Source organism: Pseudomonas morbosilactucae (genome assembly GCF_023241715.1).
Taxonomy (GTDB): Bacteria; Pseudomonadota; Gammaproteobacteria; order Pseudomonadales; family Pseudomonadaceae; genus Aquipseudomonas; species Aquipseudomonas morbosilactucae.
The window spans coordinates 25,366-37,083 of record NZ_JALQCW010000063.1; the positions used below are offsets into that span (position 1 = coordinate 25,366).

Annotated in this window: 8 protein-coding genes and 2 pseudogenes; 7 read left to right on the top strand and 3 right to left on the bottom strand. The window is 54.4% G+C overall.

Going from position 1 to position 11,718, the window contains the following annotated elements:
• Positions 1–241: 241 nt before the first annotated feature.
• From M1B34_RS22300 to M1B34_RS22310, 3 genes and pseudogenes are all read left to right on the top strand, one after another.
• On the top strand, positions 242–877 hold the full coding sequence (locus M1B34_RS22300) for an HlyD family secretion protein (RefSeq protein WP_268266263.1): 636 nt from the start codon (positions 242–244) through the stop codon (positions 875–877).
• Positions 874–2,552 (top strand): annotated as a pseudogene (locus tag M1B34_RS22305) (FUSC family protein). Before M1B34_RS22300 ends, M1B34_RS22305 begins: the two are co-directional and overlap by 4 nt.
• A 53-nt stretch (positions 2,553–2,605) precedes the next feature.
• Positions 2,606–2,935 (top strand): carboxymuconolactone decarboxylase family protein, encoded by a 330-nt coding sequence (locus tag M1B34_RS22310; protein ID WP_268266256.1) that lies wholly within the window; start codon positions 2,606–2,608, stop codon positions 2,933–2,935.
• A gap of 133 nt (positions 2,936–3,068) precedes the next feature.
• On the opposite strand, the gene M1B34_RS22315 is transcribed toward M1B34_RS22310, so the two are convergent.
• Positions 3,069–3,842: an SDR family NAD(P)-dependent oxidoreductase gene (locus M1B34_RS22315; protein ID WP_268266257.1), complete on the bottom strand. Its 774-nt coding sequence runs from the start codon at positions 3,840–3,842 to the stop codon at positions 3,069–3,071.
• A 156-nt stretch (positions 3,843–3,998) separates the two neighbouring features.
• Between M1B34_RS22315 and gcvA the strand changes: the two genes are divergently transcribed.
• The 3 genes and pseudogenes from gcvA to M1B34_RS22330 all read left to right on the top strand — a co-directional run.
• Entirely contained in the window at positions 3,999–4,931 is a 933-nt protein-coding gene (gcvA, locus tag M1B34_RS22320) for a transcriptional regulator GcvA (protein ID WP_268266258.1), read from the top strand.
• A 399-nt stretch (positions 4,932–5,330) separates the two neighbouring features.
• Positions 5,331–6,203, top strand: coding sequence for a DMT family transporter (locus tag M1B34_RS22325; RefSeq protein WP_268266264.1), 873 nt, complete (start codon positions 5,331–5,333; stop codon positions 6,201–6,203).
• Positions 6,204–6,354: 151 nt separating this feature from the next.
• Positions 6,355–6,854, top strand: a pseudogene (locus tag M1B34_RS22330) (FMN-dependent NADH-azoreductase); the annotation flags it as partial.
• A 137-nt stretch (positions 6,855–6,991) separates the two neighbouring features.
• Here the strand turns inward: M1B34_RS22330 and M1B34_RS22335 are convergent.
• The gene (locus tag M1B34_RS22335; protein ID WP_268266259.1) at positions 6,992–7,822 is read right to left on the bottom strand and encodes a DJ-1/PfpI family protein; all 831 of its coding nucleotides are present in this window, start codon (positions 7,820–7,822) and stop codon (positions 6,992–6,994) included.
• A gap of 10 nt (positions 7,823–7,832) precedes the next feature.
• Positions 7,833–9,986: a TonB-dependent siderophore receptor gene (locus M1B34_RS22340; RefSeq protein ID WP_268266260.1), complete on the bottom strand. Its 2,154-nt coding sequence runs from the start codon at positions 9,984–9,986 to the stop codon at positions 7,833–7,835.
• Positions 9,987–10,424: 438 nt separating this feature from the next.
• On the opposite strand from M1B34_RS22340, the gene M1B34_RS22345 reads away from it, so the two are divergent.
• Positions 10,425–11,718 (top strand): TonB-dependent receptor (locus tag M1B34_RS22345; protein ID WP_268266261.1); only part of this gene is annotated, 1,294 nt, incomplete at its 3' end.

The window sequence follows — 11,718 nt, forward strand, 5'->3', positions numbered from 1 at the left end:
ATTCGACAATCCGGATCTGCGTGACGTTACTGATCGCCAGCTGCGCCGTGCTGGCAGGGTCGTGGACATGGAACCATTACCGACTCTCACCCTGGACGCGGGATGGGCGAGTCCGGGCCGATGTCGTGGTCGTGGCACCCGATGTGGCGGGCTGGGTAAGCAAGCTTGAAGTGCGGGACAACCAGACGGTAAAAAAGGCGACTTGCTTTTTGAGATTGATCCCGCACGTTATCGCTCGCTCTTGAACGAGTCCAAAGCACGGATGGAACACGCAAAGCATGCGTGGGAGCTTGCAGCACTCCTGGAGCGCCGCAGTGTTCCACTGGCCAGCATCAACGCCATCAGCGCTGAGGATCTGGATAACGCCCATTCCCAAGTCTTGCTGGCCAAATCCCAATATGAGGTCAACAAGGCGCAGTGGGAAACCGCCAAGATCAACTTGTCCCGCACATCCGTAACAGCGCCCGCTGATGGAACTATCACCAACGTCAGACTGCAGGAAGGAAACTACGTGGCCCAGGGCACTCCCGCCCTCTCACTCATCAAAGACGACTCGTTCTACGTTACCGCTTACCTCGAGGAAACCAAGCTCCTCGACATCCGCGAGGGAGACTTGGCAGATGTCTCATTCATGACCGGAGGCCCGCCGATCACCGGCCATGTCCTGAGCATCGCCAAAGGTGTCGCCAACACCAATACACTGGCAGATCCAATGCTGCTGCCTCAAGTGCAACAGGCGTTCAACTGGGTGCGGCTGGCGCAACGCATACCGGTCGACATAAAACTGGATGCAAACACGGCTAGTACGCGCTTGATTGCTGGGATGAACGCATCAGTGAGGATTCACGAGCGGGCCGCTGAGATGGGCCACCCATGAGAGCCGCCCTGCTGCACTACCTGACTCCTGATCTGCGCAGCATAGTGTTCGCTTGCAAGGGGCTGTCTGCCGTTGCGCTCGCTCTAGCGATTTCAATGAGCCTGGATCTGGACAAACCATTCTGGGCAATGGTGGCGTCGATGATGCTGCAAGCTCGCCCCGAAGCAGGATTGGTCATCGAAAAAGCTGCGTGCCTTGTTCTGGGTTCAACGGTTGGCGCTGCAATAGCCATTCTGATCATGGACAATCTGACGCCTTACCCAGTGTTAGCCATCGGTGCACTTGCGCTTTGCGTTGCCGTCACATCTGCGATTGCCTCCACCATCCGGCATGTGAATTTTGTATTCGCAACGGCATTGGTGGGCGTTACAGCGATCCTGATTGTACTTTTTGCCATGGCCGATCCTGCAAACACCAGCAGCGGATCGATCTTTATGGTGGTACGCGCTCGGTTGAGTGAGGTTCTGGTCGGAGCAGGTAGCGCCATCTTGGCCAGCGTCCTGCTTTATCCCTTCAAGGTGCAGAAGGTGCTGGAGACGGGTATGAATCGCCTATGGGATTTGAGCCTCACCCACGTATCGGCGATTCTTCAGTCTCAATCAAATCCGGCAGCCGTCCATCAGCAGCGCATAGGCATCATCGCCTTGGCCACGTCCATAAATGATGACGCCAATGCAGGACGCTATGAACTGGCAAGCAATGTCGATGCAGCCCTACTCACCGCCAGCAACGCCTTCACCATCGTTGCCTGGGGGCAAACCATCGAGCGCATATTGAGTGATAACCCAAAGCAGTTACCGGGCATGCTGGCCCGTTTCGTCGATCAACACGCTCATGGCTGTAGCTCGCTGGAGACAGAGAGCCTGGATAACGTATCCGAGGCACTTTCAGCGATGCGTGGGGCCTGCGATTCAATCGCGAGAGGATCGCACCGGACGCAACGCTTTCCACGGTTCAATCGACATCGTGACTGGCTCGTCGGACTGAGATCGGCGCTACGAAGCTCACTTGTTTTCCTGAGCACTATCGGAATATGGATCATGTCGGGCGAACACGCCGCACTCATCATGATGATCGTGCTACCTGTTCTACTCTCCCAAATATTCTCATCACACCCGGCTCCACGCGTGGCTACTGCAAAGTTACTGGGTGGCGCGTTGATCGCCATCCCCGTCGCCATCTTGTTTGTGCTCAGCTTGCTCGCGCAGGGTTCGGCCGATTTCGAAATGTTGATCCTATGCTTTCTGCCCCTCTTTTTCTGGGACTGATAAGTATGACGTCGCCGACACTCGCACCCTACGGTCTCGGTTTGTGCCTCACTTTGGCGGTGCTCGTCCAGCCGAGTAACTACATGACATTCGCAATCGATCAGTGCCTGTCCACGGGACTGGGAATCGCTGCAGGACTCGGCTTGCTATATGTGGGATTTGATCTGTTAGGCCCGCCCAAACACCTATGGTTGCAGCGACGGATGATCGGTGCACTTAAGTTAGATCTGCAAACAATGCAAAAAAAACGGCTGTCAGCTGATTGGCTCAATCAACGTACGGCGGAGCGTTTGTCCTATCTCGCTGCCTATGAGCCGCAAACACCGGCCGGTAGGGCACTGACGCAGCGAGGGCTCAATGTGTTCGAGTCTGGCCACCGAATGAAGCCCACATCAGATGAGCAGTGAAAAGCTTCGAATTTGCCTCCATTCCTTAACAGCGAACTCAAAGGTCCCCCGAAATGCACAACCATCAAGCTGACGCAAACTACATGCGCGACCTGCAAGACGCCGCCCCCGAGATGGTCGCGGCTTTTTTCAATTTTGATAAAGCTGTATTCGATAAAGATGTCGGTAGCCTTAACCTAGCCACGCGGGAACTGATCGCCGTGGGAGTAGCGGTCACTACACAGTGTTCCTACTGCATTGCCGACCATGCCAAGCGAGCTGTCAACGCGGGTGCGTCGAAGCAAGATGTGGCTGAAGCGATCATGGTGGCGACGGCTCTTCGTGCCGGTGGAGGTATTACCCATGGCTGGCAAGCGATGAAGAGCATTGCTGAAACAAAGTAAGGGGTACAGCTATGCTTGGCCACGTGAAGCTACGATTCGGGCCAAGCTGCTGTTTACAGCTTTAAGAGTCGACGAGCCGCTCCATGTAGCTCGAGGATATGCTCATTCCAGTTGATCCATTTCTTCATTCCAATTATTGACGTCCTGCAGTTACGCCACCATCGACAGGCAATACAGTCCCGGTAATCCAAGACGCCTCATCTGAAGCAAGGAACAAAATAGCCTGGGCAACATCTGCTGGCTGACCATTACGCCCGAGCGGATGAAAAGCGTTAAAGGTCGGCAGTACCTCTGCAACCTGAGCTGCATCCATAAACGTTCCGTAAACCGGCGTCTCGACCACCGCAGGTGCAACGGTGTTAATGCGTATGTTGGAACCAGCGAGTTCTAGTGCAAGATTGCGTGTCAGCGCATGCACGCCGGCGTTTGCTGCGGAGTAAGCTGCGGACGGGGTGGCACCGACGGCTTGGATTGCCCAAAGGGAGCCTGTTTGCACGATTACCCCTCCTCCACGTTTCTGCATGGCTTTAGCCGAAGCCTGAGCCATGAAGAATTTGCCTTTCAAAATGATATCTAGGAAGGAGTCATACTCCTCCGGACTCACCTCAAGAAATGGTTTGGGATTGAAGATGCCTGCGTTGTTGATGAGGATATCTACCCCACCAAAGTTGTTGACTGCGGCATCAACCAGGGCTTGTGCTGTGGCTGGCTGTGCGATGTCCCCTGCGTAAGCGCGTACCATTTTGCCTGACGCATCGATTTCCAATGCGGCTTGAGCAAGCTTGTCAGCATCTCGACCACCGATCACGACGAGAGCGCCCGCTTGGACAAGACGTTTCGCGACTTCTTTACCGATACCCGAACTGCCTCCAGTAATGATGACTACCTTGTTAGAAAAACTTTGCATGTTTTAATCTCCGGGGTGGGATTTCGGATGATGGCCGGCGTATGGTGTTAAGTCCGCCGATACGCAGCTTCGATTACTGGCTTGGCATACATCCTGAAGAAAAGCGCCCTATCTGACGACCCATAAATTTTTGCTGATGAGATAGAAAAACTATCAATGACGACTCCCGCCTACCTGAATGCATTGCGAGCTTTCGAAGCAGCGGCGCGACACCAGAGCTTTTCAGCAGCCGCTGCGGAGCTGAACGTCACGCCCGCCGCCGTAGGGCAGCAAGTTCGAAACCTGGAATCATGGTTGGGCATTGCCTTATTCATGCGTGCAAGCAGCGGGACTGCTCGCCTGATGCTGACTGACGTAGCACGAACGGCCCTCCCTGATATCCGAGAAGGGTTTGATCGCTTGTCTATCGGATTGAGTCGCCTGAAAGACTCAAGCGTGCATGCGGGGCTCACGGTGACGGTAAGTCCAGCCTTCGCATCAAAATGGTTACTGCCACGAATTGAGCGGTTTCAACAGAAATATCCGGGGCTAGACGTTCTATTGGATACGAACGCTCGATCCGTGGACTTCCAGATTGAGCGTATCGATGTAGGTGTGAGGTACGGCGCGGGAAAATGGCCAGGGCTTACAGCTGTGCATCTGATGGATGAAGTTATGTTCCCTGTGTGTGCCCCGGACTTCGCCCGCCTGAAGAAGGGAAGACTTACGCCAAAGGCATTGGAACGCTGTACGCTAATTCACGACCTATCAATGGCCAACGACCGCGACTACCCCACATGGCGTATGTGGCTGGACGCTTCTGGGTTCACGAAGGTCAATTCAGACCATGGATTGCGGATCAACAACTCAGCTTCGGTTCTACAGGCCGCGATAGATGGGCAAGGCTTGGCGCTCGCCCGAAGCGTCATGGTCAAGGACGATTTGGCAGCGGGTCGTCTGATACGACCGTTCGCCGACAAAGGCGTGGACTGCCCTCTGACCCAGGCTTATTACATCGTTTACCGCCCCGAGTGCAGTGAACTGCATAAAGTGGAATCCTTTCGAAACTGGCTGCTCGCGGAGGCTGACCAACCAGTATCTCAGTCCTAACCCTTATTTCAGCACTCCCCCTTTAGCCCACACAACCTGGACTCCCGGGCCTGCAATAGGCAAGCCCGCTATGTGGCATGCCTTAAGATTTTCAATCGAATCTCACTACCTGCCCCCCCAAAAACTCGACCATCTCCGCTCGGTTCAAAAAACTGACTTCAACACGAGAAAAAAATTCCTAAAACCGCATCCAGATGAATAGCGGCGTGGAAACACGCCGCGTAGCTGAAGCGCTGCCCACAAATCCTATCGACGTAGAAAAACTTTGTTGTGAGTAACCCAGAATCTGGAAGAGTATGGATCTATACCAATAATTAATGCTTCATCTTAGTAATTTTGCTTGTAACCGATAAAGTTTTTCTATCCTCCAGGCTCTAGGCAATGACAATAACTACGATCATGAATAGAGACCTCATAAGCCGCCCACGCTGGATAATCCAATTGATCCTATGCCTGGTGGCATTCGCGGCAAACTCAATCTTTTGTCGGCAGGCGTTGATGAAGGATCAAATCGATCCCGAGTCTTTTACGGCGATTCGGTTACTCAGCGGCGGTTTGTTTCTACTGCTGCTGATCAGACTTCGCAACCCTCAAACCACTATCCGTGGAAGCTGGAAAGGAGGTTTTTCACTCTTCCTGTACGCCTATCTATTCTCTATCGCTTACGTTCAGCTAGGCGCAGGAATGGGGGCCCTGATTTTGTTCGGTGCGGTACAGGTCACCATGTTCATTTTTTCATGGGCGCAAGGTGAACGTTTTCAGAAGAAAGTGGTGATCGGCATGCTAGTGGCATCCTGCGGGTTACTTGTGTTGTTGTTGCCCAGCGCCAGTTCTCCCCCGCTGGGTAGCGCATTGCTGATGACAATTTCAGGAGTAGCTTGGGGAGCCTATTCGCTGCTCGGAAAGTCAGCTGTGAATCCGTTGGCGGAAACCACCGGTAATTTTTCGAGGTCTCTCCCCTTTTTACTTTTACTGTCTCCAGCAACCGTTTTCGGAAGTGGCCTCAATATGAGCCTTCCTGGAGTGATGTTTGCAGTTGCATCTGGCGTGCTTGCATCAGGTTGCGGCTATGCGCTGTGGTACAGCACTGTTAAGTACATCAGCTCTCAGCAAGCCGCCACTCTTCAATTAAGCGTTCCGATTCTTGCTTCGTTGGCGGGCGTACTGATTCTGAGCGAGCCGATATCGCTGCACCTATTGATGACATCAGGGGTCGTACTGGGCGGTGTCGCGCTGGCATTGTTGCCGAGCTCTTCGGCAGCAGGTCGTTAATCGCAAGGTGAACGTCTCTTGGATCCGCCCAGCTTGGACAACTGCCGAACGAATTTCTAGACAATTAACAGCGGTTTTGCGCTTTTATAGGATATGAAAACGACTAATCTCGACCGTATCGACTCAAGCCGATAGAGAATAAAAATCATGTCCAACAGATCAGGTTATCATTCGTGAAGTGACCCTCAATCCTATACCCCACATGGACGCAAACTTGATCGATGGCTGGATAAAGCCTGCTGGACAGCGCAGCGAAAACGAGCAGGTCTGCTTGGAACGATCCAACGAACTGACCAACGAACTCATGGCCGCCGATGTGCTAGTTATAGCCTCACCGATGTATAAATTCACTAACCCCAGCACGCTTAAAACTTGGCTAGACCATGTGATCAGGACTGGCGTGACGTTCAAATACACCCCCGCACGCCCTCAAGGCTATTAATCGACAAGCGCGCCGTCGTCCTAACTGCCCGAGGCGGAGTTCATGCTGATGACAGTTCGGATCACCAAGAGCCCTACCTACGTCAGATCCTGTTGTTTATTGGCATACACGACATCACCTTTATCCACGCCGAAGGGGTCAACCTCGGCAGTATTTTTCGTGAAAAAGGTATCAGGCACGCCACCACATTGCTGGCACGAACTGTTTGAGCCGTTACGTCCGGAATCCAACTCCAGTTGGTCTGCGTGTGGGAGCTTACTGAAGTACCGATTCGTCGCGAAACACTCGCTGTGAAATGAACGCCCACGGCGCACCCGTGCGATGGAGCGCCGTGAGTCTGTCGACTTCAGCCCTTCGTGAGGCCCGCGAGCACATCCGCTTTTTTCGTGAAGTCTGCCACCAGGTCGACCATGGCAGTCTTAACATACGCTGGAGCAGTTTGCATAGAACCCGCGTTGAACGGAGGATCTGGGTCATATTCGCTCATCAGTTGAGCACACTCGGCATAGGTCTGATCGCGCAGCTCAGCAACCATGCTCAGGCCAAAATCAAGCCCTGCCGTCACCCCAGCACCCGTAATTCTGTTACGGTCGCGTACAACACGCGCTTCGGTTGGAATTGCACCAAACCCGGCCAGAGCATCCCGGCACGACCAGTGCGAAGTTGCCTTAAAGCCCTTTAGCAGCCCCGCCGCGCCAAGGATAAGCGAGCCAGAACAGACACTGGTCACGTATTTCGCACGTGAGCCGCGATCGGCCATGAAGGCCAGTGTCTCGGCGTCCGAAGCAGCTGCCAAGGTGCCATCCGTGCCACCCGGAGTAAACAGCACAGTCAAATCGCGAGGACAGGTTTCGAAAGTATCGGTCGGTATAACGGTCAACCCTGCATCACTGGTTACTGGATCCAGCGATTTGGCGACGATGTAAATCTTGGCCCCCATGAGCGAACCAAACATGCAGTGCGGCCCGACAAGATCCATCACCGTCATGCCTGGGTAAACCAGCATTGCGATTTGCTCTTCACCCATCCAAGGCACATTAGCCATGTCGGGGCCCATATCAGGCATCTTGTGATCATGCATGGGCTTCTCGGCAGCCGACGCGTTGAGGGTGATGCTGGCAGCCAACGGTGCGAGGAGCGCACCAATGACCAGGTTACGACGCTGGTTATCGATCATGATGAATTCCTTAAAAGCTGGCAGTCAGCGTGAAATAAGCTGAACGCGGCTGGGTGGGCAATACCACTGGAGAACCCAGGTATTGATAGGTCTCGAAGACCTTGCGACCCGTCAGATTGACCGCCGAGACTGAGAGCGTATAACGGTCGAAATCGTAGGAGGCCTGCGCATCAAGCAGCGCGTACCCCGGCACAGAGACGGTATTCGGCAGGGTTAGCTCGCGTGCACTGAGCGCAGTGACGCCGGCACCAAATCCCAGCCCCTTGGCGGCACCATCAAGTATCCGATAGCGAGCTGCAAAGCGACCGCTGTGCCGAGGCACGCGCGGCAATCCGTCACCAACCGGAATCGAATTGTCGTCTGTCACTTCAGCCTGGGTGTAGGCGTAGTTGGCCAGCAATGAAAGGGCCTGAGTCGGCTCCCAGACCAGGTCTGCTTCTACACCGCGAGCGCGTTGCTCACCGCTCTGTACTGAATACCCCAAGATCGCGTTTGTAGGATCGGGATCAGGGGTGGAAACGTTGCGGCGTGTCTGCTCGAACGCTGCGAGAGTGCCGGTTAGGCCAAGATCTTTGAAGGCCAGTTTGACGCCAGCCTCATAGTTGCGAGAAAGCTCAGGCTTAGGTGTCTCCCGACCGTTGAAGTTGAACGCCCCCCTGAAGCCGGTGGAATATGCGGCATAGAGTGCAAGGCTCTGGGTTAGGTCATAGGTGATGCCCAGCCGTGGTGTCACACGGTGATAGGAGGTATCAACGCCCTGCTCTTGTTGCTTAAGGTTGAGCTGGGTGAGACGCAATGACCCCAACAGGTGGAAGCGGCCATAGGTCGCCTGATCCTGAAGATAGAGGGCTTTCGTCTCGTAGCGGTTGGTCTGGGTCACAATCGTTTCCGGCGTCGCGCCGTAAGAAAGCCCATAACGGGGGCTGGCCAGGTCAAGCTCGCCGATCAGCTCGGCATTGGAAACACCTGAGGTGAAGTCGGTACGGTCATAGCTGGCGCCCACCAACAGTTCGTGGGTGCCACCCAACGCTTCGAATCTGGAGCCCAGGTTGCTATCCAGCGTGCTCTCCCGGATGTTTGTTGGCAGGTAAAGCTTGAATATTGGGTACACCGTGGGTGTCGCAGGATTCGCCCCAAGAAGCTCCGGAAATATGAAGGCGCCGTTGTCGCGCATTTTGCCTTCGTAATACTGGGCGGTGACAGTCATTCGCGTGTCGTCGCTAAGCTCATGCTTGAGTTCGGCCGTGGTGGTTCGATTCTCGATGGTGGTGTGAGGCTGCCCTCTGGTCGAGCCTGGGAACGCATTGCGATCAATCTGACCACTCAATGCCTGGGCGGCTGGCAGTCCGGAAAATTCGAGCTGGCTGCGATCCTCGTACTGGCCACGCAGTAATAGTTCAGTCTCTGGCGAGAGTTGGAACGCGATGCTGGGTTGTACCGACCACTGATGGCCCTCGACGTGGTCAATCCAGCTGTCGTTTTCCTGATAATCGGCGGAAATCCGTGCGGCGACTTTGTCGCCAATAGGCGTGTTGAGATCCAGCGAAGGGTTTACCGTACCGAAGCTACCGGTACGCATCGACAGAAACGCGCTAGGCTCGGCCCCGGGCCGTTTGGAAATCACGTTGATCAAGCCACCCAGCGGCGCGCCAATGCCACCACCGTAAAGCGCTGAAGTAGGACCTTTAAGCACCTCAATGCGCTCGGTACCGATGAGGCTCGTCGGGTCAATGCTCGCCGCGGTGCCGCCGAAAGCCGGCAGCCCATTCATGTAAATCTCCGCCGGAAAACCGCGCACGATAGGCTGCGTGAACAGCGCCTCTTGAGGTTTGGTTGCCCTGACACCTGAGACATTTACCAGTGCGTCGGCAAGCGAATGACTGTCCTGCTCCCTGAGCATCGCGCGAGTAACGACTTGCACCGATTGCGGGACTTCGATCAAGGGAGTTTCAGTCCGCGTGGCCGAAGCAGAACTTGGCGCGCTATAACTTTCACCATTACCGGAAACGTTGATCGGCTCCAAGGTCCAGCTGCGCGACCAAAGCGAAGGATCAGATACTGCATCAGGTTGCGCGTAGGCGCCGTTATGCAAGCAGAAACCTGCGGCAAGGCAGACGGCATGTCGCAGAGGGTGAAGGCGAATGAAACCTAACGGGCTTGTCATAAGGGGCGTCTTTTCGGTCAGTGGGGCGTCCAGAGGCAGACGACCAGACTCTATAGCCCTGAGTTCCAACGCCGAAACTGCGACAGTTTGACACGCACATCCGCTCGCCCGGATAAGCGCAGCCTACCGCCCTCACACTTGCAGCTTTTATTTGAAAATAGTCGCCCGCCTCTATCTACAGGCTGCGTCAAACTGTCGCACTTGGTGCCTAGCTGCCAGCTCATTATGCTACCCGGGAAATGGTGTCATGAATAAGTTCTGCTAGTTCCGCCAACACCTAAACATAAAAATGATATTAGTCTTGAATATAATAATTCTTAATACCTAAAATCATTCTAATAAGCGAGTCGCCTTGTACGGGGGCCGACGAAAATCTCACGTAACTGGGGTGACTAGTTAAACGTCCTTAAAGTGTTTTGATTTCAGGAAATGTACGTCATGCCTTCTCCACTAACGTTGCCTCGCGCAAAGCGTAAATTTATATCGCGCTCTATATGGCCCCTATTGTCGGTAAGTCTTTTTGCTCTCAATCCATTGTCCTTAGCATTGGCAGAAGCCAAAAAATCAGAAGACTCGATACTGACCTTGGGCACCGTGACAGTGCAGGGCAACACCGCGGGCAGTGGTCCGCTGAGCACCAGCAGTGTGCTCAGCTCAGTGGATGTTCTTGGCGCTGACATACTGGAAAAAATGCCGGTCAACTACAGCTGGGAACTGTTCAGTCGGGCTCCCGGGGTGATGCTTACCGAGTTCAACCAAGGCACCACCTCCGGCAAAATTTCCTTTCGCGGTTTTAATGGCGAAGGCGAAGTTAACGCGGTCAAGTTGTTGATCGATGGCATCCCTAGTAATAGCAATGACGGCAATATGCCGTTTATGGACATGATTTTTCCGATGGAGCTGGACAGCATCGAAGTGGTGCGCGGTACCAGCGATGCCCGCTATGGCCTCAACAATATCGCTGGCAATGTCAATATGCTCACACGCACAGGCGGTGACTACCGCAAGGCGCGAATTCGCTATGGCAGCTACAACACGCGCGAAACTCAGCTCGCCGCAGGCATCGAAAGCAGCAATTGGACGCAGAACTACTTCTTCGCCTACCAAAAATCCGACGGTTACCGCGATCACTCCGAGGCTGACAAATTTTCGATGTCAGGAAAATGGTTCTATACCCCGGACGACAACAGCTATCGCATCGGCCTGATCGCGCGTCACTATGAAACCGAGGCGCAGGAGCCTGGTTATCTCAGTGAAGAGGATGCTCGCCACCACCCATCCATGACCAACAGCTATAACGCCACCGACAAAGGCACTCGGAGGATGAACCAGGTCAGCGTGCACTTCGATACCGAGGTGTCCGAGACACTCGCCTGGTCTGCAAAAACCTATCTCAACACCTTTGATGACCGGCGCTGGACGCAATACTGGCGCACCAGTTCTCAACAGGAGCGTGACGCTTACGAAACCCAATATGGCGCCCTCACCTCCCTGACTTGGCGCCCCGAAGTGAGCTGGCTGTACGACTTCGCCCTGGAAGGTGGCGCAGACATCCAGCGCCAACAAAACCAAAGCGAACGTTACCGAACCAAGGACCGCGCACGCCAGGCTCAAACCCGTGACCAGCAATTTGATTTCGACACCTACGGTGCTTACGTCCAGGCAGAGATCAAACCGTTTGAATCGCTCAAAATCATCCCGGCGTATCGCGTCGACAAGATCCAGGGCGACT

Coding starts and splice junctions, on each gene's coding strand:
- M1B34_RS22340 (WP_268266260.1), bottom strand. CDS start 9,986: ATGACAAGCCCGTTAGGTTTCATTCGCCTTCACCCTCTGCGACATGCC.
- M1B34_RS22335 (WP_268266259.1), bottom strand. CDS start 7,822: ATGATCGATAACCAGCGTCGTAACCTGGTCATTGGTGCGCTCCTCGCA.
- M1B34_RS22310 (WP_268266256.1), top strand. CDS start 2,606: ATGCACAACCATCAAGCTGACGCAAACTACATGCGCGACCTGCAAGAC.
- gcvA (WP_268266258.1), top strand. CDS start 3,999: ATGACGACTCCCGCCTACCTGAATGCATTGCGAGCTTTCGAAGCAGCG.
- M1B34_RS22325 (WP_268266264.1), top strand. CDS start 5,331: ATGAATAGAGACCTCATAAGCCGCCCACGCTGGATAATCCAATTGATC.
- M1B34_RS22315 (WP_268266257.1), bottom strand. CDS start 3,842: ATGCAAAGTTTTTCTAACAAGGTAGTCATCATTACTGGAGGCAGTTCG.